This is a genomic window from Mycobacterium sp. pW045 (genome assembly GCF_041287085.1).
GTDB classification, from domain to species: domain Bacteria; phylum Actinomycetota; class Actinomycetes; order Mycobacteriales; family Mycobacteriaceae; genus Mycobacterium; species Mycobacterium algericum_A.
Genome location: NZ_JBGGKU010000001.1, coordinates 83,469 through 104,791, shown reverse-complemented (window position 1 = coordinate 104,791; position 21,323 = coordinate 83,469). Strand labels below are relative to the sequence as shown.

Annotated in this window: 23 protein-coding genes and 1 tRNA gene; 12 read left to right on the top strand and 12 right to left on the bottom strand. The window is 69.4% G+C overall.

Annotated features, from left to right (window positions below; all coding sequences use genetic code 11):
* Positions 1-170 precede the first annotated feature (170 nt).
* From ftsZ to ACAG20_RS00480, 4 genes are all read left to right on the top strand, one after another.
* Positions 171-1,334, top strand: a complete 1,164-nt coding sequence (gene ftsZ, locus ACAG20_RS00495; protein WP_112689321.1) for a cell division protein FtsZ — start codon at positions 171-173, stop codon at positions 1,332-1,334.
* Positions 1,335-1,351: 17 nt separating this feature from the next.
* Entirely contained in the window at positions 1,352-2,059 is a 708-nt protein-coding gene (pgeF, locus tag ACAG20_RS00490) for a peptidoglycan editing factor PgeF (protein ID WP_112689319.1), read from the top strand.
* A gap of 154 nt (positions 2,060-2,213) precedes the next feature.
* Complete coding sequence (locus tag ACAG20_RS00485; protein WP_112689323.1) at positions 2,214-2,864, top strand: cell division protein SepF; 651 nt, start codon at positions 2,214-2,216, stop codon at positions 2,862-2,864.
* A 72-nt stretch (positions 2,865-2,936) separates the two neighbouring features.
* Positions 2,937-3,227, top strand: a complete 291-nt coding sequence (locus ACAG20_RS00480) for a YggT family protein (protein WP_013828685.1) — start codon at positions 2,937-2,939, stop codon at positions 3,225-3,227.
* A gap of 60 nt (positions 3,228-3,287) precedes the next feature.
* Here ACAG20_RS00480 and ACAG20_RS00475 read toward each other — a convergent pair whose 3' ends face one another.
* On the bottom strand, positions 3,288-4,088 hold the full coding sequence (locus ACAG20_RS00475; RefSeq protein WP_370491120.1) for a DUF2249 domain-containing protein: 801 nt from the start codon (positions 4,086-4,088) through the stop codon (positions 3,288-3,290).
* Between the two features lie 366 nt (positions 4,089-4,454).
* Between ACAG20_RS00475 and ACAG20_RS00470 the strand changes: the two genes are divergently transcribed.
* Positions 4,455-5,252, top strand: coding sequence for a DivIVA domain-containing protein (locus ACAG20_RS00470; RefSeq protein ID WP_112688529.1), 798 nt, complete (start codon positions 4,455-4,457; stop codon positions 5,250-5,252).
* A 65-nt stretch (positions 5,253-5,317) separates the two neighbouring features.
* Complete coding sequence (locus ACAG20_RS00465) at positions 5,318-5,689, top strand: hypothetical protein (protein ID WP_370491119.1); 372 nt, start codon at positions 5,318-5,320, stop codon at positions 5,687-5,689.
* Here ACAG20_RS00465 and ACAG20_RS00460 read toward each other — a convergent pair.
* The 3 genes from ACAG20_RS00460 to ACAG20_RS00450 form a co-directional block, all read right to left on the bottom strand.
* Complete coding sequence (locus ACAG20_RS00460; RefSeq protein WP_112688524.1) at positions 5,686-6,366, bottom strand: phosphoribosyltransferase; 681 nt, start codon at positions 6,364-6,366, stop codon at positions 5,686-5,688. The two genes, ACAG20_RS00465 and ACAG20_RS00460, sit on opposite strands and share 4 nt — an antisense overlap.
* 175 nt (positions 6,367-6,541) lie before the next feature.
* Positions 6,542-7,513 carry a carbon-nitrogen hydrolase family protein gene (locus ACAG20_RS00455; RefSeq protein WP_370491118.1) on the bottom strand — a complete coding sequence of 324 codons (972 nt, stop codon included), beginning with the start codon at positions 7,511-7,513 and terminating at the stop codon, positions 6,542-6,544.
* A 260-nt stretch (positions 7,514-7,773) separates the two neighbouring features.
* Positions 7,774-7,859 (bottom strand) — tRNA-Leu (locus tag ACAG20_RS00450).
* A 113-nt stretch (positions 7,860-7,972) separates the two neighbouring features.
* Between ACAG20_RS00450 and ACAG20_RS00445 the strand changes: the two genes are divergently transcribed.
* Positions 7,973-9,307 (top strand): M20/M25/M40 family metallo-hydrolase, encoded by a 1,335-nt coding sequence (locus ACAG20_RS00445; RefSeq protein ID WP_370491399.1) that lies wholly within the window; start codon positions 7,973-7,975, stop codon positions 9,305-9,307.
* Between the two features lie 21 nt (positions 9,308-9,328).
* Entirely contained in the window at positions 9,329-9,859 is a 531-nt protein-coding gene (locus ACAG20_RS00440; RefSeq protein WP_112688517.1) for a YbhB/YbcL family Raf kinase inhibitor-like protein, read from the top strand.
* Between the two features lie 103 nt (positions 9,860-9,962).
* Here the strand turns inward: ACAG20_RS00440 and ACAG20_RS00435 are convergent, their stop codons facing one another.
* From ACAG20_RS00435 to ACAG20_RS00425, 3 genes are read right to left on the bottom strand one after another with little or no spacing between them, the layout of a single operon-like run.
* Positions 9,963-11,024 (bottom strand): quinone-dependent dihydroorotate dehydrogenase, encoded by a 1,062-nt coding sequence (locus ACAG20_RS00435; protein ID WP_370491398.1) that lies wholly within the window; start codon positions 11,022-11,024, stop codon positions 9,963-9,965.
* Between the two features lie 11 nt (positions 11,025-11,035).
* Positions 11,036-11,302: a DUF5703 family protein gene (locus tag ACAG20_RS00430; RefSeq protein ID WP_370491117.1), complete on the bottom strand. Its 267-nt coding sequence runs from the start codon at positions 11,300-11,302 to the stop codon at positions 11,036-11,038.
* Positions 11,299-12,333: a hypothetical protein gene (locus ACAG20_RS00425; protein ID WP_370491116.1), complete on the bottom strand. Its 1,035-nt coding sequence runs from the start codon at positions 12,331-12,333 to the stop codon at positions 11,299-11,301. Before ACAG20_RS00425 ends, ACAG20_RS00430 begins: the two co-directional genes overlap by 4 nt.
* 131 nt (positions 12,334-12,464) lie before the next feature.
* Here ACAG20_RS00425 and ACAG20_RS00420 point away from each other — a divergent pair, with 131 nt between their 5' ends.
* Positions 12,465-12,755 (top strand): hypothetical protein, encoded by a 291-nt coding sequence (locus ACAG20_RS00420; protein ID WP_041317739.1) that lies wholly within the window; start codon positions 12,465-12,467, stop codon positions 12,753-12,755.
* On the opposite strand, the gene ACAG20_RS00415 is transcribed toward ACAG20_RS00420, so the two are convergent.
* Positions 12,697-15,063: an MMPL family transporter gene (locus tag ACAG20_RS00415; RefSeq protein ID WP_370491115.1), complete on the bottom strand. Its 2,367-nt coding sequence runs from the start codon at positions 15,061-15,063 to the stop codon at positions 12,697-12,699. The genes ACAG20_RS00420 and ACAG20_RS00415 overlap by 59 nt on opposite strands.
* A 213-nt stretch (positions 15,064-15,276) precedes the next feature.
* Between ACAG20_RS00415 and ACAG20_RS00410 the strand changes: the two genes are divergently transcribed.
* Genes ACAG20_RS00410 through ACAG20_RS00400 form a run of 3 tightly spaced genes read left to right on the top strand, consistent with a single transcriptional unit; the run spans position 15,277 to position 17,767 of the window.
* A complete protein-coding gene (locus ACAG20_RS00410) occupies positions 15,277-16,248 on the top strand; it encodes a type III polyketide synthase (RefSeq protein WP_234825527.1) in 972 nt (323 codons plus the stop codon).
* 5 nt (positions 16,249-16,253) lie between these two features.
* Positions 16,254-16,754 (top strand): isoprenylcysteine carboxyl methyltransferase family protein, encoded by a 501-nt coding sequence (locus ACAG20_RS00405; RefSeq protein WP_112684098.1) that lies wholly within the window; start codon positions 16,254-16,256, stop codon positions 16,752-16,754.
* Positions 16,751-17,767 (top strand): NAD(P)/FAD-dependent oxidoreductase, encoded by a 1,017-nt coding sequence (locus tag ACAG20_RS00400; protein ID WP_112684085.1) that lies wholly within the window; start codon positions 16,751-16,753, stop codon positions 17,765-17,767. The genes ACAG20_RS00405 and ACAG20_RS00400 overlap by 4 nt, the downstream gene beginning before the upstream one ends.
* Positions 17,768-17,773: 6 nt before the next feature.
* Here the strand turns inward: ACAG20_RS00400 and ACAG20_RS00395 are convergent, their stop codons facing one another.
* The 4 genes from ACAG20_RS00395 to ACAG20_RS00380 are packed head-to-tail and all read right to left on the bottom strand — an operon-like array spanning position 17,774 to position 21,179.
* The gene (locus tag ACAG20_RS00395; RefSeq protein WP_112684097.1) at positions 17,774-18,406 is read right to left on the bottom strand and encodes an anti-sigma factor; all 633 of its coding nucleotides are present in this window, start codon (positions 18,404-18,406) and stop codon (positions 17,774-17,776) included.
* Positions 18,407-18,453: 47 nt separating this feature from the next.
* Positions 18,454-18,981 carry a sigma-70 family RNA polymerase sigma factor gene (locus tag ACAG20_RS00390; RefSeq protein WP_112684084.1) on the bottom strand — a complete coding sequence of 176 codons (528 nt, stop codon included), beginning with the start codon at positions 18,979-18,981 and terminating at the stop codon, positions 18,454-18,456.
* A gap of 60 nt (positions 18,982-19,041) precedes the next feature.
* Entirely contained in the window at positions 19,042-20,673 is a 1,632-nt protein-coding gene (locus tag ACAG20_RS00385; RefSeq protein WP_370491114.1) for a carotenoid oxygenase family protein, read from the bottom strand.
* Entirely contained in the window at positions 20,670-21,179 is a 510-nt protein-coding gene (locus tag ACAG20_RS00380; protein WP_370491113.1) for a sigma-70 family RNA polymerase sigma factor, read from the bottom strand. Before ACAG20_RS00380 ends, ACAG20_RS00385 begins: the two co-directional genes overlap by 4 nt.
* Between the last annotated feature and the right edge of the window lie 144 nt (positions 21,180-21,323).

Genomic DNA, 21,323 nt, shown 5'->3' with positions numbered 1-21,323 from the left:
CGTCGGAGCCGAGGACGGGCGGGGCGGCCCTACTGTGGCGGTTACGCGGAACAACTTGACATAACTCTAAGCCTGTGGTTGAGGTTGAGGGTTTGCCGGAAGGTAGTACGGGGAGTTCTGCAGACAGGCCCCAGAGAGGAATCCAATCCCACCAGGGAGGAAGACGAACGATGACCCCACCGCACAACTATCTGGCCGTCATCAAAGTCGTGGGTATCGGTGGTGGCGGAGTCAACGCCGTCAATCGGATGATCGAACAGGGCCTCAAGGGCGTCGAGTTCATCGCGATCAACACCGACGCACAGGCATTGCTGATGAGCGACGCCGACGTCAAGCTCGACGTCGGCCGTGAGTCCACCCGCGGCCTCGGTGCCGGCGCCGACCCCGAGGTGGGACGTCGGGCCGCCGAAGACGCCAAGGACGAGATCGAGGAGCTGCTGCGCGGCGCCGACATGGTGTTTGTCACCGCCGGGGAGGGCGGCGGCACCGGCACTGGTGGCGCACCGGTGGTGGCCACCATCGCCCGCAAGCTCGGCGCGCTGACCGTCGGCGTGGTCACCCGGCCGTTCTCCTTCGAGGGCAAGCGGCGCGGCAACCAGGCGGAATTGGGCATCGCCACGCTGCGGGAGAGCTGCGACACCCTGATCGTGATCCCCAACGACCGGCTGCTGCAGATGGGCGACGCGCAGGTGTCGCTGATGGACGCCTTCCGCAGCGCCGACGAGGTGCTGCTCAACGGCGTCCAGGGCATCACCGACCTGATCACCACGCCGGGGCTGATCAACGTCGACTTCGCCGACGTCAAGGGCATCATGAGCGGCGCGGGCACCGCGCTGATGGGAATCGGGTCGGCTCGCGGCGACGGCCGGGCGCTCAAGGCCGCTGAGATCGCGATCAACTCGCCACTGCTGGAGGCCTCGATGGAGGGCGCCCAGGGTGTGCTGATGTCGGTCGCCGGCGGCAGCGACCTGGGGTTGTTCGAGATCAACGAGGCGGCATCGCTGGTGCAGGACGCCGCACACCCCGAGGCCAACATCATCTTCGGCACCGTGATCGACGATTCGCTCGGCGACGAGGTCCGGGTGACAGTGATCGCGGCGGGCTTCGACTCGGCCGCTGCGGGCCGCAAACCGGTGAGCGGAGCAACGGGCCAAGCACGGCACGCCGTGGCCCCCGGGCAGGCCGGCAAGGTCACGTCGTCGCTGTTCGACCCGGTCGACGCCGTCAGTGTGCCCGCCCCGGCCAACGGTGCGACGGTCAGCGTCGGCGGGCGCAACGGCGATGACGGCACTGACGACGACGACGTCGACGTCCCGCCGTTCATGCGCCACTAGCGTTCGGCTCTGAGTCGGTGACGTTCCGCGTCCGGCGGGTGACGACGACCCGGTCCGGTGGCGTCTCGGCGGCTCCGTTCGACAGCTTCAACCTCGGCGATCATGTCGGCGATGATCCAGCGGCCGTGGCGACCAACCGCGCGCGGCTGGCCAGGGCCACCGGACTCGGTCCCGACCGCCTGGTGTGGATGAACCAGGTGCACGGCGATCAGGTGGTGGTCGTCGATGAACCGCGCGACACCGCGGTCGACGCGACCGACGCACTGATCACCGCCGTGCCCCGGCTCGCCATGGTCGTGGTGACCGCCGATTGCGTACCGGTGCTGATGGCGGATGCACGCGCCGGCGTGGTGGCGGCGGTACACGCCGGCCGGGTCGGCGCGCAGCGCGGCATCGTCGCCCGTGCGCTGGAGGGAATGCTCGCGGCGGGGGCGCAGCTCGCTGACATCTCGGTGCTGCTCGGCCCGGCGATCAGCGGGTCGCACTACGAGGTGCCGGCGGCGATGGCCGACGAGGTCGAGGCGACACTGCCCGGTAGTCGCACCCGCACCTCGGCCGGCACCCCCGGCCTGGACCTGCGGGCCGGGATCGCCCGGCAACTAAGGGAATTGGGTGTCGAGGCCATCGACGCCGATCCGCGCTGCACGGCGGCCGACCCGAAGCTGTTCAGTCACCGGCGCGACGGCCGCACCGGCCGACTCGCCTCGCTGGTGTGGTTGGAATGAGCCGGCGGTTCCGGCGCGCCGGCGCAGCGACCGGGAAACCGGATGCGCCTGTCCGCGTGTCGTTCCCGCGCCACGGCGCACTCGGCCATTACCGTCACCATAATTAGTCACTTCAGTCACACCTTCATCACAGCCATCAGAGAAGGGTCCAATGATGAGCACACTCCACAAGGTCAAGGCCTACTTCGGGATGGCTCCTATGGAGGACTACGACGACGACTACTACGACGACGGCGATGAGCGCGCCTCGTCGCGCGACTACGCACCCCGGGGGGAGCGGTTCTCCGAGGACGTCTTCGACCGCGTCGCGGGTCGCTACGACGAACGATTCGACGGCCGCGAGTACGACGAGGCGCCGGCGGGCTACCGGGGCGGCTACGACGATGACCCGCGGTACCGGGGGCGCGACTTCGACCGGCCCCGCGACTTCGAGCGTTCGCGGTTCGCCTCGCTGCGCGGTTCGACCCGCGGTGCCCTGGCGATGGATCCGCGGCGTATGGCGATGATGTTCGACGAGAGCAGCCCGCTGTCGAAGATCACCACGTTGCGCCCCAAGGACTACAGCGAGGCCCGCACCATCGGTGAGCGGTTCCGCGACGGCACCCCGGTGATCATGGATCTGGTGTCGATGGACAACGCCGACGCCAAGCGGTTGGTCGACTTCGCGGCGGGTCTGGCATTCGCGCTGCGCGGCTCGTTCGACAAGGTCGCGACCAAGGTCTTCCTGCTGTCGCCGGCCGACGTCGACGTGACACCCGAGGAGCGTCGCCGCATCGCCGAAACCGGCTTCTACGCCTATCGGTAGGCTGGTGCGACAGTCGGGCCGGTCAGCGCGAAGCTGATGCGGGCACATCCTCGTCAGTAAGGTCGCACTCCGTTGGCGCTGTTCTTCACGATCCTCGGTATCGCGCTGTTCGTTTTCTGGCTGTTGCTCATCGCTCGGATCGTCATCGAGTTCGTCCGCTCGTTCAGCCGGGACTGGCACCCACGCGGCGCCACCGTGGTGATCCTGGAGCTGATCATGAGCATCACCGATCCACCGGTGAAACTGCTGCGGCGGTTGATCCCGCAGCTGACCATCGGGGCGGTCCGCATCGACCTGTCGATCATGGTGCTGTTGCTGATCGCGTTCATCGGGATGGAGCTGGCGCTCCAGCACGCCGCCTGAGCAACGGCGGCCAAGCGCCGGGGTGACCCGGATTCGGGTGCCGGGCCACCCCGGGCGTCATCAGACCCGGGTCAGCCGCAGCCGCCACGCCTCCGGGCCACGCTCCTCGTAACCGACGGCCAGCCGGCCACCGCTGCGCTCGGCGAGCTGGTGCAGCAGCGGGATCGGGTCGTGCGGCGCCACCAGCAGCATCGAGCCGCCCGCCGGAACCGCGTCGAAGGCCCCGAACACCGTCGCGTGCCGGATCGCGTGCGGGATCTCGCGCACGTCGAGCTCGGGCAGCTCCTCGTCCGCTTCGCCGCAGCCGCACCCGCCGTGGCCGTGACTGTGGCCGTGGGCGGCCGGCCCGGCGGCCTGAGCCGGGGCGCCCAGCTCGGCGGGGATGCCCGGCAGCTGGGCGGCCAGTTCGGCCAGTGAGACGCCGCTGGCCTCCGCGAGCGCGGGCAGCAGCAGGTCGGCGACCTTGCCCAGCAGTGCCTCCAGCAGCACCCGCAGCGCCTCGACGTGCGCGGCGATCTGGACGCGGTCGGTGTCGCGGGCGATGCGCGCGGCGGCCTGCTCGATCAGGTGGGTCTCGCCGAGCAGCCCCTCGACCAGCAGCCGTGACCGCTCGACACCCGCTGCGGCCGGATAGATCAGTTCCACCGCTGCCCGCAGCTGTGGCCGCACCGCTTGCTCGATGAAGGCCTGCACCGTGCGGTGGGCGTCGTCGAATGCCGGACCGGCCGTGCCCACCGCGGCGAACACCGCCGCCCCGAGCGCGGCCTGGCGGCCGAGCAGCTCGGCATAGGCGGCCCGTACGTCATCGACGGCGGCTGAGTCCGCCGCACTGGTCGCTACGACCACGTCGTTGGTTGTCATCTTTGAGAGTCCTTCCGATTGGGCGTCACCTGCGTCGGCCTTCCGGGCCACCTGCCGTCAATATTTACGGGTAGGCCTTGTAGATAATACGGCCCGGGTGGCCGGCCCGGTAGACCGCGGGCCCGGGATACGAGCCGGATCGGGACCGCTCTACCGGCCGAGATCGACAATCGCCGTCATCAGTTGTGTTTGCCGAAACGTGATTCCTGTGGCAGCAATTTGAAATTCGCTCTTAATATCATTCTCATTGCCGAGCCCAGCGCCTGATGTGACAGGATGGACGGCAGTTACTACACGGCTAGCGTATTCCCGGTCGACCTAGACTTGCCCGATCGGTGCTAACTACCTGACTCAAGGGGGCAGACCATGCCACTAACACCGGCAGACGTGCACAACGTGGCGTTCAGCAAACCGCCGATCGGGAAGCGCGGCTACAACGAGGACGAGGTCGACGCCTTTCTCGACCTCGTGGAAGGCGAGCTGACCCGCCTCATCGAGGAGAACGCAGACCTGCGCCAGCGGGTCAGCGAACTCGAACAGGAGCTCGCCGCGGCCCGCGCCGGTGGCGGCGGCCAGCAGTCCACCACCGCGATGCCGGTCTACGAGCCGTCCCCCGAGCCGTCGGCGCCGCAGCCGGTCGCCGCCGCGCCGGAGCCCCCCACCGAAGACCAGCACCTCAAAGCGGCCCGCGTGCTGAGCCTGGCTCAGGACACCGCCGACCGGCTGACCGGTACCGCCCGGGCCGAGTCCGAGAAGCTGATGGCCGACGCCCGCGCCAACGCCGACCAGATCCTCAGTGAGGCACGGCAAACCGCCGAGACGACCGTCGCCGAGGCCCGGCAGCGCGCCGACGCCATGCTGGCCGATGCGCAGACGCGGTCCGAGACCCAGCTGCGCCAGGCCCAGGAGAAGGCCGATGCGCTGCAGGCCGACGCCGAACGCAAGCATTCCGAGATCATGGGCACGATCAATCAGCAGCGCACCGTGCTGGAAGGCCGCTTGGAGCAGTTGCGCACCTTCGAGCGTGAGTACCGCACCCGGCTCAAGACCTACCTGGAATCTCAGCTCGAGGAGTTGGGCCAGCGGGGTTCGGCGGCACCGGTCGACACCAGCGCAGCCAGCGACGGCGGCGGGTTCAACCATTTCAACCGCGGGACGAACTGAGCCCCGGGACCGCGCCGCCGCGCCCGGGAATCGAGTAGTCTGCCCCTCGGGCGGGAGGTGAATCGATGTTGATCATTGCGCTGGTATTGGCGGCAATAGGGCTTGCTGCGCTGGTGTTCGCCGTGGTCACCAGTAATGCTTTGGTGGCGTGGGTATGCATTGTCGCGAGCTTGCTGGGCGTGCTGTTGCTGATTGTCGACGCGCTGCGAGAACGGCGCGGCGTTAGTCGGCCCCCGGCTCCGGAGCCGGGTGGGGAACCCGAAGCTCCGGATGCCGTCGTCGACGAGGACGACGAAGCGGCTGCCGAGACCGCCGAGACGGCCGAGACGACCGAAGCGGCGGACGAGGCGGTTGTCGCGGACTACGACGACGAGGCGGCGGAAGAGGAGACGGCCGACGAGGCCGCCGAGGAACCGGTCGCGCACCCTGCGGACTAACTCGCCGTGGTGGTCGGTGTGGCCAGCAGGTCCCGGACTTCGTCGTCGCTGACCTGACGGAAGTCGAGATAGGCCTGGCCTACCGCGTCGAACGAGTCCGGTATCGTCGCGCACACCACGTCGTCGGCCTCTTGGGCGATCTTGCGGCACGCCGAGAGCGGTCCGACCGGCACCGCGACGACGGTGCGGGCCGGTTCGGCCGACTGCACCGCCCGCACCGCCGCCAGCACGCTTGCTCCGGTCGCGATACCGTCGTCGACCAAGATCACCACCCGGCCGTGCATATCGGCAGGTGGCCGGTCGCCGCGATAGGCGTGTTCGCGGCGGCGCAGTTCGGCTGACTCGCGGTTGATCACCGACTGCACCTCATCGTCGCCGATGCCCAGGCTGCTGAGCACCTGGTCGTTCATTACCACCTGCCCGCCGGCCAACGCGCCCATCGCCAGCTCGGGTTGCTGCGGCACACCGAGCTTGCGGACCAGGAACACGTCCAGCGGGGCATTCAGTGCCGCTGCGACCTCCCAGCCGACCGGAACCCCGCCGCGGGCCAGACCCAGCACCAGCAGGCCGTCGGCGTCGCGGTAGTCGGCCAGCCGTTCGGCCAGCGCCCGGCCGGCGTCACGGCGGTCGCGGAAGGTGCGAGCCGACGTCGGGTGCGAGCGGCCTGGACGAGTCATGTCCTCACCAAGCCTACGACTCGGGGCCGGTTGTCGCCGCCGAGTCGCGGCAGGCGGTCTGCCGCTCGGTCCCAGCTGCCCGGGTGAATCGTGGCGTTCGCTTCTCGGCGAAGGCTTTCCGGCTCCTCGCGGACTGCACCGCCGTTTCCCGCCCCGGACAGTCCCGGTCAGGTTCTCACCGCACCGCCCGCGCGTCGTCCGAGCCGTCCGGTTCAGCGACCGGCGCCGGCGCCGAAATGACTGCGTTGCGGGCGCTCCTGTCCACGGTGAGGGTGAAGACGTCTGGTCGTGAATAGTGGCCGGTGACGTCGAGGTCGTACTTGCCGCGTACCTGGTCGTCGAGATCGAGGGCGGCCACCAGCAGGGTTTCCTCACCATAAATCGGCCCCGCGAGTACGTCGCCGAGCGGTGAGACGATCACGCTGCCTCCGCGAATCAGCCCGTCCGAGTTCTGTTGCGGGTCGTGGTTTTGGTAGTTCTCGGGCAGGTCGGCGGTGCGTAGGTACTGGCAGGCGCTGAGCACGAAGCACCGGCCCTCATACGCGATGTGCCGCATCGTGGACTGCCAGATCTCACGGTCATCGACTGTGGGCGCGCACCACAGCTGCACGCCCTGCTGGTAGGTGGCGAGGCGGAACTGGGGCATGTAGTTCTCCCAGCAGATTGTCGCGGCGAACCGGCCGGCGGGCGAGTCGAACACCTCGATCGTCGACCCGTCACCTTGACCCCAGATCAGCCGTTCGCTCCCCGTCGGCATGAGCTTGCGGTGCTTGCCCAGCAACTGCCCGTCGGGGCCGAAATAGACAGCCGTGCAATACAATGTCCCGCCGTCGCGCTCGACCACACCCACGACGATCGTCATCTGTGACTGGCGCGCGAACTCGCCGATCTGCCCGGTCTCCGGTCCGGGCACCGTCACCGCTGACGAGCAGTACCGCACGTACTCGTCTCGGCCGGCCGGCGTGCGGGACCCGACGACCGCGCCGAACGACAGGCCCTTGGGATACCCGCCCACGAACGCCTCCGGGAACACCAGGAACTCCACCTCCGCCGCCTTGGCCCGGTCGACGAAGTCCCGCAGCTTGGCGAGCGTTGCCGCGGTGTCGAACACCACGGAGCCGACCTGTGCAACCCCTACTTTCGGCATGCCGTTCCTCCAAACCGTTTGGTACACCGATCGTATGAGGCGCAGCGTCGGGCAAACGAAGCTCGTGCAGATCGCTGCTTAACCCTCGTCAATCCGCTGAGGTCGCCGCCGGCGCGCGCCGCTTCGGTCACAGTTGCCCACTCGGCGTCGACGTTCCAAACCAGGGGATCAACGCGGCGCCCAACGGACGTTAGCAAATACAAAAAGTCGCTCCAGGCCAGCTCAGCCCAATTGCCCTGGGTTCAGAGCTAACAAAATTGTGTCCGAGGGGGGACTTGAACCCCCACGCCCGTTAATAGGGCACTAGCACCTCAAGCTAGCGCGTCTGCCATTCCGCCACTCGGACCTACCCGGCTCGGGCCGGGCAGCTAAGGCTAACGGATGCCGATCGCCGGACCCAAACCCAGCCCGCACCGCACCATCCGTGGCCGTGACGGCGAAGTGGTAGGAAAGGTAACTGTGACGGTCTGTCCCGATCCTGCCGACGAAGTGGTCGAACTGGTCAGTGCGCTCATCCGGTTCGACACCTCCAACACCGGTGAGCCCGAGACCACCAAGGGTGAAGCCGAGTGCGCCCGGTGGGTGGCCGCCCAGCTCGAGGAAGCCGGTTATGAGACCGAGTACCTCGAGTCCGGAGCGCCGGGCCGGGGAAACGTCTTCACCCGCCTGAAGGGCAGCGATCCGTCCCGCGGGGCGCTGCTGATCCACGGCCACCTCGACGTGGTGCCCGCCGAGGCGAGCGAGTGGAGCGTTCACCCGTTCTCCGGCGCGGTGACCGACGGCTACGTGTGGGGCCGCGGCGCGGTCGACATGAAGGACATGGTCGGCATGATGATCGCGGTGGCCCGCCACCTGGCCCGCGCCGGCATCACCCCGCCGCGCGATCTGGTGTTCGCGTTCCTGGCCGACGAGGAGGCCGGCGGCAAGTACGGCGCACACTGGCTGGTGGAGAACCGGCCGGATCTGTTCGCCGGGGTCACCGAGGCGATCGGCGAGGTCGGCGGCTTCTCGCTGACGGTGCCGCGTCGTGACGGGGGAGAACGCCGGCTCTACCTGATCGAGACCGCGGAGAAGGGCTTGTGTTGGATGCGGTTGCGCGCCCACGGCCGCGCCGGGCACGGGTCGATGATCAACGACGACAACGCCGTCACCATTCTGACCGAGGCGGTGGCCCGGCTGGGCAGACACCGGTTCCCGTTGGTGCTCACCGAGGCCGTCGAGCAGTTCCTGGCCGCGGTCGCCGAGGAGACCGGGCATGCCATCGACGTCGATTCGCCGGACCTGGAGGGGATGATCGAGAAGCTGGGGCCGATCGCCCGCATCGTCAACGCCACCCTGCGTGACACCGCGACCCCGACCATGCTGCAGGCCGGCTACAAGGCCAACGTGATCCCCGCGACGGCCGAGGCGGTGCTGGACTGCCGGGTGCTGCCCGGCCGTCAGGCGGCGTTCGAGGCCGAGGTCGACGAGCTGATCGGCCCGGAGGTCACCCGCGAATGGATCACCAACCTGCCGCCGGTGCAGACGTCCTTCGACGGCGATCTGGTCGAGGCGATGAATGCCGCACTGCTGGCCTGCGACCCCGACGCCCGGACCGTGCCCTACATGCTGTCCGGGGGAACGGACGCAAAAGCGTTCGCGCAATTGGGTATTCGCTGCTTCGGGTTCACCCCGCTGCGGCTCCCGCCCGATCTTGATTTCTCCGCGTTGTTCCACGGCGTCGACGAGCGGGTTCCGGTCGACGCACTGGAGTTCGGCACCCGCGTACTGCATCACTTCCTGACACACTGTTGACCCCGACGAGAGGATGAAGCCATGACCAACGCTCCCGACCCGTACGCCGCACTGCCGCAGCTGCCCACGTTCACGCTGACCTCGACATCGCTGACCGACGGCGGGACACTGGCCAAACCGCAGGTCAGCGGGATCATGGGGGCGGGCGGCGAGGACGCCAGCCCGCAGCTGAGCTGGTCGGGCTTCCCCGAGGAGACCCGCAGCTTCGCGGTCACCGTCTACGACCCCGATGCGCCCACCGCATCCGGCTTCTGGCACTGGGCGGTGGCCAACCTGCCGGCGACCTGCACCGAGCTGCCGGAGGGCGTCGGTGACGGCAGCCTGCTGCCCGGTGATGCGCTGACCCTGGTCAACGACGCCGGGATGCGCCGCTACGTCGGCGCCGCCCCGCCGGCCGGGCACGGCCCGCACCGGTACTACGTCGCGGTGCACGCCGTCGACACCGAGAAGCTGGACCTGGCCGAAGACGCCAGCCCGGCCTACCTCGGTTTCAACCTGTTCATGCACGCGATCGCCCGCGCGGTGATCGTCGGCACCTACGAGCAGAAGTAGTGCCGAAGTAGGGCAGCCGTAGCCCCTGCCCCGCGAGGGTGCGTGTTTGTACGTCTGCGATCGGCGAGTCGCGTACAGACCCGCACGCTCGCGGGGTTGGGCGCTACCGAGTGGCCGAGCCCACCGCTTCGGTCAGCGACGCGAACCCGCCGGCCCGCAACCGCTGGGCCAGCCCGTCGTGGATGTCGCGGGCCCACAGGCCGCCGCCGTAGATGAACCCGGTGTAGCCCTGCAGCAGCGAGGCGCCTGCGGTGATGCGCTCCCAGGCGTCGTCGGCGGTCTCGATACCGCCGACGCTGATCAGCACCAGTCGGTCACCGACACGGGCGTACAGCCGCCGCAGCACCTCCAGCGCCCGGCGCGCCACCGGCGGACCGGAGATACCGCCCGGCCCCAGCTCTGCCACCCCCGGGGTGGCCAGGCCGTCGCGCGACACCGTGGTGTTGGTGGCCACGATGCCGGCCAGGCCCAGTTCCACCCCGAGGTCGGCGACGGCGTCCAGGTCGTCATCGGCCAGGTCCGGGGCGATCTTGACCAGCACCGGCCGGGTGGTCTCGGCACGCACCGCGGCCAGGATGGGCCGCAGCGCTTCGACCGCCTGCAGATCGCGCAGCCCCGGGGTGTTCGGCGAGCTGACGTTGACCACGAGATAGTCGGCCAGCGGCGCCAGCAGCCGGGCGCTGGCCCGGTAGTCGTCGACGGCGTCCTCGGCCGGGGTGGTCTTGGTCTTGCCGATGTTGACGCCGATCGGCACGTCGGCGTGATGGCGGGCCAGCCGGGCGGCCAGCGCGCCTGCGCCCTGATTGTTGAACCCCATCCGGTTGAGCAGCGCCCGGTCGTCGGGCAGCCGGAACAGCCGCGGCGCCGGATTGCCCGGCTGCGGCGCCGCCGTCACCGTGCCGACCTCGGCATATCCGAAACCCAATGCGCCCCAGGCTTTCAGTCCGACACCGTCCTTGTCGAAACCGGCCGCCAGCCCGAGTGGACCGGGGAAGTGCACGCCGAACACCGTGCTGGCCAGTATCGGGTCGTGCGGTGCCAGCCGACGCCGCAGTGCCCGGCGCGTCGGGGACAGTGCGGTGGCCCCGCGCAGCGCCGCGAACGCGAACGTGTGGCTGCGTTCGGGCGGTGCCAGAAACAGCGCGCGGCGCAGCGCGCCGTACAACTCCATACCGGCTATAACCCCGGCTGGTCGACGCAGCGGTCTCCGCTGATCGCATTCATTTGAGATTTTTTGCGGCGCAACAGTACCCGCCTGCTCCCATCGGTATACAGCCGCACCCGGGTCAGCTCCCAGCCGCGATACTCGGCTTCGATCGCCAGCCGGGTCGAGGCGCCTATCCGGGTGACCTCCGGTGGCAGCCGCAGCGGGATCCATTCGTACTCATCGGACAATTCGGATTCCCAGCTCGCGGGCAGCCGGCGTGGGCGCAGCGCGGTCATCGTTGCCTCGTGGCGTGCTCGATCACCTGGACTCCGGCCTCGGCGCCCGACACCACGTACAGGGTGTCCGACGTGTCGTCGAAGGCCAGGGTGTTCGGTTGCTGCACGGTCGGGTATCGAACCTTTTCCACAGGGATTCCGGTGGTCAGATCGTAGCCGACCACGGTGTTCGTCGCGGTCTGCGACACCCACGCGAACCCGCGCGATCCGGCCAGCCCGTAGGGGGATTCCGGCACCGGGTAGGCCTGTCGCAGCATCAGCGGGTCGCTGCCGTAGACCAGCAACTGACCACCGCGGGTGTCCGCCGCCAGCACCGGCCCGTGCGGGTCGGCGGCCAGTGTCGTCGCGCCCTGGCCGGCGCGCAGCGCGTACTGCGGCTTCCCGTCGGCGCCGACGGTGGTCACCGACGTCTGGCCACGGTCCAGCACGATCGAGGTATTGCCTTGCGTCACAATCTGATCGACGCGGGCGAAGATCGTCGTCTGTTCGGCGGTCCGGGAGCCCTCGGCGGTCAGGGTGTAGACGGCGCCGTCCGCGCTGCCCAGCACCAACGTGCCGTCGCTGCGCCGGGCGATCGCGGTGAAGTCGACGTCGGCAGCGTCATCGATGTCGACCCGGCTGGCGCGGCGGGTGTTCAGGTCCAGCGTGAAGTAGCCGCCGCGGCCGGACAGGTAGACGAACCCGCTGCCGTCGCCGGTCAGCGCGGTCGCCGGGCCGGCCATCGGCACCGCCGGGTGGCCGGGTGCGCCGATGAGGTTGACGGTCGCGGGTGCCTGCGGGTCAGGTCCGGGCGACAGCGCCACCAGCAGGCCGGTCGCGGCGTCGAACACCGCACCGGTGACCGGAGCGCGCAGCGGCCGCACCGTGCCGGCCGGGCGGTGCGACGCCGCCGGTGAGACGGCAGGCTGCGCTGCCGGGATGGTCGGCGGCCGCACGGTGACGGGATTGGCCGAGCACGCCGTGAGCAGCAGCAGCGACAACAGCAGGCCGGAAGACGGCCAGCGGGGCCGGCGGGGGGAGTGCTTGGGCACGGGCAGCTCTTCCAGCTCTGGGGCGGTCGACGGTCGACGCCGGGACGAACCACCGATTCTAAGGAAGGCGCTGACACCGAATCGGCATGTCCGGGGTAACTATAAGTTCGCTTAGGTGTAACGTTCCCGTCATGACTGTCGCCGAAGACTGGCAGCTGGAGTGTTCGGAGTTTCTCGTCGAGGAAATCTGGACCGGCGCGTTCGCGAGCGGATTCGGCCAGGTCGGGGACGGCCGTAGCTTCTCGTTCCGGATCGAGCAGCAGCTGCTGGTGGTCGATGTGTACCGGCCCCTGCTGGAGTGCCCGGTCCCGCACGAGGAGGACGTGGTGGCGCGGGCGCGTCGCAGCCTGGTGGACATCGACCTCAGCGACGAGCGGAGCCTGACCGCGGCCGTGCGTGACGCGGTGTCGGTCGCCCGTTGACCGGGAGGCGATAGCCGGCTCCGTCGGCGAACGCCGGCTCGCCCGGCGTATGCCCGGACCGGCGGTGCCGTTGCGCTGCGGAGGCCTTCCGGGTGTGGTCCTCACTGATGCCGATCCGGTCGTGCAGCCGGGCGAGTAATCCCGGCGCCCACCAGTTCGCCCGGCCCATCAGGTGCATGAAGGCCGGCACCAGCACCGTGCGCACCAGCGTGGCGTCGGTCAGCACGGCCAGGGTCAGCCCGACACCGAACATCCGCATGAACGACACGTGCGCGGCGATCAGCGCCGCGAACGATATCGACATCACCAGCGCCGCGGCGGTGATCACCCGCCCGGTGCGGGCCAGGCCGAGCGCCACGCTGGCGTCGTTGTCCGCCGGGGTGCGGCCCGAGGCCAGCCAGTACTCCCGGATCCGGGCGATCAGGAACACCTCGTAGTCCATCGACAATCCGAATGCGACGCAGAACAACAGCACCGGCATGTTGGCCACCAGCGTCCCGGTCGGTGTCGTGCCGAACCCCCCGAGATGGCCGTCCTGGAAGATCCAGACCAGCGCCCCGAACGCAGCCGTCAACGACAGCACGTTGAGCACCAGTGCTTTCACCGGCAACACCACGCTGCCGGTCAGCAGGAACAGCAGCACGAACGTGATGGCCGCGATCAGCCCCAGTACCAGCGGCAAGCGGGAGGTGATGGCGGCCACGCTGTCGCGGTTGTTCTGCGCCAGCCCGGCGAACAGCACCGTCTTCCCGGCCGGGCCGGCGATCTGGTGCAGCTGATCGAGCTGGTCGTCGGAGTCGGCCGAGAACAGCGGCGCGGTGCTGGCGATGGTCACCAGCGCGAAGCCGTCGACCAGGCCGGTCGGTGCGGCCGGCGGCCCCACCGGCTGCCCGTTGACGAACGTGGCGGTCGGCGCGGTCACCGCCGACACATGCGTCACGGTCGACAGGGCGGCCGCATAACGCTCGAGATCGCCGCGGGCCAGCCCGGTGGCGTCGGGGACGACCGCGCTGATGGTGGCCGACGAGTCGTCGGCGAACCCGGTGCGCAGCCGGTCGCCGACCTGGTGCGCCGACGCCGACCGGGGCAGCGCCCGGTCATCGGGGAAGCCCCATTTGACACCCAGAAACGGCGTCCCCAGCAGCACCAGTAGGGCGACTCCGGCCACTGCGACGGGCACCGCGTGGCGGATCACCGCGGTCGTCGACCGGTGCCAGAACTGCTGTTCGATCGGCTTGGGTTCGGGCTCACCGCGGTTGAGCAGGCGGCGGGCCAACCGGTGCATGTCCAGCGCGTCGAGGCGCGCGCCGAGCATCACGATCAGCGCCGGTGTCAGCACAATGGCCGCGCAGGCGACGAACGCCACGGTGGCCACCCCGGCGTAGGCGAACGATTTCAGGAAGTACATCGGGAACAGCACCATGACCGCCATGGACAACGCCACGGTGGTCGCCGAGAACAGCACCGTGCGGCCCGCGGTGACCATGGTTCGGGTCAGCGCGTCGGCGGGCGCGGCGCCGGTGGCGAGCTCGTCGCGGTAGCGGCTGATGATCAGCAGGGTGTAGTCGATCGCCAAAGCCAGGCCCATCGCCGTGGTCAGATTGAGGGCGAAGATCGACACGTCGGTGTAGGCGGTGGTCACCCGCAGGATGGCCATCGACCCGACGATCGCCACGGCCGCCACCGCCAGCGGCAGCGCCGCGGCGACCAGCCCGCCGAACACCCAGATCAGCACCAGAAAGCTCAACGGCACCGCGATCGATTCCATCACCAGCAGGTCGTGCTGGTTCTGCTCGTTGATCTGCGCGTAGATCACCGCTTCGCCACCGGCTGCGACGGTCACGCCATCCCGGTCGTAGACGCCCAGGGCGGACACCGATTCCAGCAGCGACTTGGCATAGTGCTGAGCGTTGTTCTCCCCGCCCCTCAACTCGGCGATCACCAGTCCTGATGTCCCGTCGGTGCTCACCAGCCCGGGCGAGTTGGTCCACGTCGAGGAGGTCCCGTAAACCCACGGCGAGGTCCGCAGCTGTTCGACGATCGCGATCCCGACCGAGGCGGCCCGATCGCTCGTCGCGCCGTCGGCGTCGGTGACGGTGATCAGCATCTGCTGGTCGCTCTGGCCGAACTTGTCGACCAGGATCCGGGCCGCCCGGGCCGACTCCGAGCCGGGATCGTTGAACCCACCCGCCGACAGCTTCCCGGCTACCGGTGCGCCGAAGATCGCCGAAGCGACCAGGACCAGGCCGGCCACGGCGAGCATGCGCCGCGGCGCGGAGAGTGCAGCCCAAGCGATCCCGCGCAGCATCGCGGATCCTTCCGAGTAGGTGTCGCCGATCTCTGAGTCACACGATCCCTGAGTTACATACGGAGTCGGCGGCGCTTCGGTTCAACCGATTCACACGCTAGATCCGCGTTGAACCCTGGAGTCGGTGACCGCGTAATCCCGGATGTGACTACATTTCCTGCCATCGCCTCGGCCACCGTCGCGTTTCCGCCGCACCGCTACCGCCAAGAAGAGATGACCGCGGCCCTGACCGGCTTCGCCGGACCCGAATTTCGGCGCTTCAGTACCGCCAGCGGGGTCAGCACCCGGCAGCTGGCGCTGCCATTGGAGTGCTACCGCGAGCTGAGCGGGTTCACCGAGGCCAACGATGTCTATCTCGACGTGGCACTGGAACTCGGTGAGCGAGCATTGGTGTCGGCGCTGGAGTCGGCTGGTCTCGAGCCGACCGAGGTCGATGTCGTCTTCTCGACGACGGTGACCGGGCTCGCCGTCCCGACACTGGAGGCGCGGCTGGCCAAGCGGGTCGGGCTGCGCCCCGATGTCAAACGGGTCCCGCTGTTCGGGCTCGGTTGTGTCGCCGGTGCCGCCGGGGTGGCTCGCATGCACGACTATCTGCGGGCCTTTCCCGGTCATGTGGCGGCGCTGCTCGCAGTTGAGCTGTGCTCGTTGACCATTCAGCGCAACGATCACTCGGTGGCCAATCTGGTCGCGTCCAGCTTGTTCGGCGACGGCGCCGCGGCGGTCATCGCGACCGGCGCCGAACGCCCGCCTGCCGGGCCGACGGTGCTGGCCACCCGCAGCCACCTGTACCCCGACACCGAGGATGTCATGGGGTGGCATATCGGCAGCGACGGATTCCGGATCATCCTGTCCGCCGACGTGGCGACCGTGGCCGAGAAGTACCTCGGCGAAGACGTGCGCGAATTCCTCTCCGACTACGGGCTGTCCGTCGGCGACGTCGCCTGCTGGATCTGCCACCCGGGCGGGCCACGGGTGATCGAAGCCGTCGAGAACGGCTTGGACCTGGATGCCGATGCGTTGCAGCTGACCCGGAAATCGTTACGGGACAACGGGAATCTGTCGTCGGTGTCGGTGCTCGACGTGTTGCGCGAGACGCTGGACGATCCGCCGCCGCCGGGGTCGGTCGGCTTGATGATGGCCATGGGTCCGGCGTTCTGCTCCGAACTCGTCCTGTTGCGCTGGTGACGCCGATGTACACCCTGTTGGTCGTCGCGGTCGGGATCGAGCGGCTGGTGGAGTTGCTGGTGTCGCGACGCAACGCCGGCTGGGCGTTTTCCCAGGGCGGTGAAGAGTTCGGGCGCGGCCACTACCCGGTGATGGTGGTGCTGCACGGCGCCCTGCTGGCCGGCTGCCTGATCGAGGTGTGGGCCGCGCATCGGGTGTTCATCCCGCGGCTCGGCTGGCCGATGCTGGCGGTGGTGGCCGCCGCCCAGGCGCTGCGCTGGTGGTGTATCGGCACGCTCGGCCCCCGGTGGAACACCCGGGTGATCGTGATCCCGGGCTCCCCGCTGGTGCGCCGCGGCCCCTACCGATGGCTGCACCACCCCAATTACGTGGCGGTGGTGGTGGAAGGACTGGCCCTGCCGTTGGTTCATTCCGCCTGGCTGACCGCCCTCGGTTTCGGTGTGGCCAACGCGCTGCTGCTGGTGGTCCGGATCCGGGTGGAGAACACCGCGCTGGGGTATGCATGACGACCTGTGACGCTGACGTGCTGATCGTCGGCGGTGGTCCGGGCGGGCTTGCCGCCGCGTTGTGCGCGCGCCGGCAAGGACTTTCGGTGATCGTGGCCGAACCACGTCGCGACCCGATCGACAAGGCGTGCGGCGAGGGTCTGATGCCCGGCGGGGTGGCCGAGCTGGCGGCTCTCGGGGTCGACCCGGCCGGAATGGCGCTCGCGGGCATCGCCTACGTGGGGCAGCGGCACCGGGCCGAGGCGCGGTTCACCGGCCCACCTGGGCAGGGAGTGCGGCGCACCACGCTTCAGGCAGCACTCACCGAACAGGCCAAAGCGCAAGGCGCCCAATGGGTTGCTCGACGGATCTCCGGTGTCGAACAGGACCGGTGCGGGGTGGCGGCGGCCGGGATCCGGGCACGGTGGTTGATCGGTGCCGACGGGCTGCACTCGGTGGTCCGCCGCGCGGTCGGAATCCCGGCGGTAGCCGGCTCGCCCCGGCGCTACGGCGTGCGCCGGCACTACACCGTCCCGGCATGGTCGGAGTTCGTCGAGGTGCACTGGTCGCGGTGGGGCGAGGCGTATGTGACACCGGTGCAACCCGATCTGGTGGGCGTGGCCATCTTGTCCTCGCGCCGACCCGAGCTGGACTGGTTCCCGTGGCTGGCGCACCATCTGCGCGATGCTGAGACCGGGCCGGCCCGCGGCTGCGGCCCGCTGCGACAGGTCGTTGCCCGCCGCGTCGCCGGCCGGGTGCTGCTGGTGGGCGATGCCGCCGGCTACGAGGACGCCCTGACCGGCGAAGGCATCAGCCTGGCCGTCAAGCAGGCCGCCGCGGCGGTGGACGCGATCACCGCCGACACCCCGGCGTCCTACGAGCGGGCCTGGCATCGGCTCACCCGCCACTACCGTCTGGTGACCCGCGCACTGGTGCTGGCCAGCGCCCCGCGCGCCACCCGGCGGGCCATCGTGCCCGCATGTGCGGCGCTGCCGGGCGTCTTCGGCGGGATCGTGCACACCCTGGCGCACTGAGGTTGCTCACAGCGTGCGCTGCAGCAGCACCTCGTCGCTGTCGGCGGAGACCACCTGGACCGAGGCGATCTGATCGACCGGCATCGCGGTGCTGCCGGTGGGTGTCGCGGTGTGCCCGGGATGGGCCACCCAGCTCGCCAGCCGGTTGCGGCTGCCGTCGCGGCCCACCACGACCAGCGCCAGCAGATCATGCGGGGCGTTGCTGTCGGCCAGGCAGACGCAGCGCAGCTCGATCAGCGTTCCCCAGTCCATGTCGGTCACCGACACCGTAGAGGCCAGCAGCGCGGTGTGCACCTGCAGCATCGGCACCGCGGTGACCTCCGGCGGCGGCGCGGACTGACCGGCGACACCCACGAACACGGCCACCGCCACCGCCGCAGCCGCCGCCGCGGTGCCCACCCAGGACAGCCGCAGCCGCCGACGGCTCCGGGCCGGTGGTGCCGGCGCCGGCAGCTGGTCATGGTCGTCGTCCGGGTCCAGAGCCGCCACCAGGTCAAGGTCCAGGTGCGACAGCAGCCCCGCCATTCCCTCGAGTTCGCCGACGGCGCTCTGGCACCACGGACACCCGATCAGATGGCCCTCGAACTCAGCCCGTTCGGCGGTCGACAACGCCCCCAACACGTAGGCGGCGTCCCACATCGCGTAGGTGTGCGCAACCTGCCGGACCGCATCGGGCCCTTGCTGTGTCACCGGGTCACTCCCATCTCCTGCAGGGCGCGTCGCAGCGCGCGTACCGCATAGTGCAGCCGCGACTTCACGGTTCCTTCGGCGATCCCGAGGTCGGCGGCGATCAGCGCGGTGGTCCAGCCGTGGTAGTACGACCGGCAGATCACCTCACGATGCTCGGGCGACAACCGGGTGATCGCGTCGGCGATCAGCATCCGGTCCAGTGCCGCGTTGATCTCGTCGGGGCCGGCTTGTTCGGGGAGGCCGTCGAGCAAGCCGACCTCGTGGCGCGCCTGGGCGCTGCGGCTCTGATCGATGATCAGGTGGCGGGCGACGGTGAACAGCCACGCGCGGGCGGAATTGCCGGTGACCTCGAGGTGCTTCCAGGCCCGCAACAGCGTCTCCTGGACGATGTCGTCGGCGCGGCCCCGGTCACCGGTCAACCGCAGTGCGTATCGCCGGAGGGCGGCCGCGTGCTCGGCATAGAGCGCCCCGACCAGCGCATCTCTCGGGCTGCGGTCAGTGACGGTTCCGGCGGCAATGGCCATGCGATAAAACCTCCCGGAGATGACACGATCGGCCACCCCGGCTGGTTCACCGTCGCGCGGTCAGTCCCTGAGCCAGTTGCCGTGGAACCCGTGCGGTACCCGTCTCGGCAACCGGACCCGGGCCACGGGGTCACCACTGAAATCGGCGGCGTCGATGATCACCAGATCGCTGGCGTCGCGGGCCGGGTCATAGACGTAGCTCAGGTACCACCCGGCCAGCTCGTTGTCGGGCCCGCCGTCGGCGGCGACGAAGATCGCCTCGTCGGCGGTGCCGCGCAGGCCGTCGCTGACGAACCGGTGTTCCTCGGCGCTGCCGTCGTCGAGGTCGTAGCGGACCAGCGTGTTGGTGCCGACGGTGACGGCGTAGCGAGCCCGCCGACCGGAGCGCCGGTCGTCGATGCGCGGGAATTCCACGCCGCGGTCGTCGAGCTGGGTCTGCTCGACGGAGCCATCCGCCAGGTCGATCGTCCAGCGCCACAGCGTGGCGGCGTCATCGAAAGCGCTGTCGTCGCGCCACAATTCGGGGTACCGGATCACTTGCAGCACAACGGAATCGCCGTCTGCTGACGTCACGTCATAGGCGTTGGCGATGTGAAAGACGTAGCAGGGGTCGACCTCGAACCAGCGCACCGCGCCGTACGGGTCGTCGCGGCGCAGCACCCCCAGGCGCGCACCGTAGGAGTCGTCCCACCGGTAGGGCAGGTCCTGGTCGGCGTCCATGGTCAGGGCCAGGCTCAAATCGAACAGCACCGGTAGGTCCAGGAACACGATGTGGCGGGCGGTCAGAGCGAAGTCGTGCATCAGGGTCAGCGCCGGAACGTCGATCGGACGGCTCAGGATCAGCTCGCCGGCGGCGTCGGCACGGTGATAGGTGACGTGCGGCTGCACCAGGCTGCCGTAGCCGAAGAAATGCAGCTCACCGGTGTCCGGGCAGATCTTGGGATGGGCGTTCATGGCGTCGACCAATTTGCCGCCGAAATCGTAGGCCCCCAACGTCTCCAGGTCGTTGCTGATCTGATACGGCAGGGACGTCTCCATCAGCGCCAGGGTCTTTCCGGCGTGTCGTATCACGTGGGTGTTGGCCACGCTGGAGCGCAGGTTGCGGCGGCCTCCGGCCCCGTACACCGGGAACGGGCGTTCAAAACTGTCGGTGTGCACCCAGCGGTTGCGGTACCAGGCGGCCCGACCGCGCTCCAACCGAATGCCGTGGACCATGCCGTCGCCGATGCACCAATGCCCCCTGGCGGTGCGCGGGTTCGGGCCGTTGCGCAGGTACCAGCCGGTCAGCTCGGGCGGGATGGCGCCCTCGACGGGGAGGTCGAACGCGATCAGCTCGTCGGGCACCGGGGCGTAGTTGCGGGTCCGGAAGAACGGCATGACCGTCTCGATCGGTGGGGCCGTTTCGCCGGTGCCCGGCGGCCCCGACCCGTTGCCGCTCAGCACCGGGACCCGGCGGGCGGGCAGTGCCCGGTCCGCCTCGAGGGCGGCCAGGTCCTCGCGTGAGAGCAACGACAGCAGCCGGGGAATCGGGGCCAGCTCGGCCACCGCACTTTGACACGATGAACACCGGTCGAGGTGCCCCTCGAATTCCCGGCGGTCGGCACTCGACAACGAACCCAGCACGTAGGCGGCGTCCCACGTGGCGTAGGGGTGATCGTCGCCGGTGGTGCCCGCGTCGAACTCGCCCGTCATCGCGTCATCCCCATCTCGTCGAGCGTGTGGCGCAGTGCGCGCAGTGCGTAATGCAGCCGGGATTTCACCGTGCCTTCGGCGATCCCGAGGTCGTCGGCGATCTGTGCGGTGGTCCAGCCTTGATAGTAGGAACGGCGAACCACGCCCCGGTGGTCCGCGGACAGCCGGGCAATCGCCTCGGCGACCAGCATCCGGTCCAGCGACAACCCGGCCTCGTCCGGGCCCGGCGGGTCGGGTGTGGCAGGACCGGAACGAGTCTCGGAGCGGAAACGCATGCTGCGGTGCTCGTCGATGACGATGTTGCGCGCGACGGTGAACAGCCAGGCCCGCGCAGAGCGGGTGACGTCGTCGACGACCTCGGGGTGCTGCCAGGCGCGCAACAGCGTCTCCTGGACCACGTCCTCGGCCCGGGAGGGGTCGCCGGTCAGCCGCAGCGCGTAGCGGCTCAAGGCGGCCGCGTGTTGGTCGTAGAGCATCCGCATGGCACCGGCTTCCGGAATGTCCATTCACAGCCTTCCGGTGGGAAATACGTCAGATCCGCCCCCCGCGTTCACCGCCGGCGCCGATGGCAGCGGTGCATTCAAGTGTGCGGCACCCGGCCGTTCGTCGCCACCCCCGCGGTACGGTCTTCGTCGTGTCGGTAGTCGAGG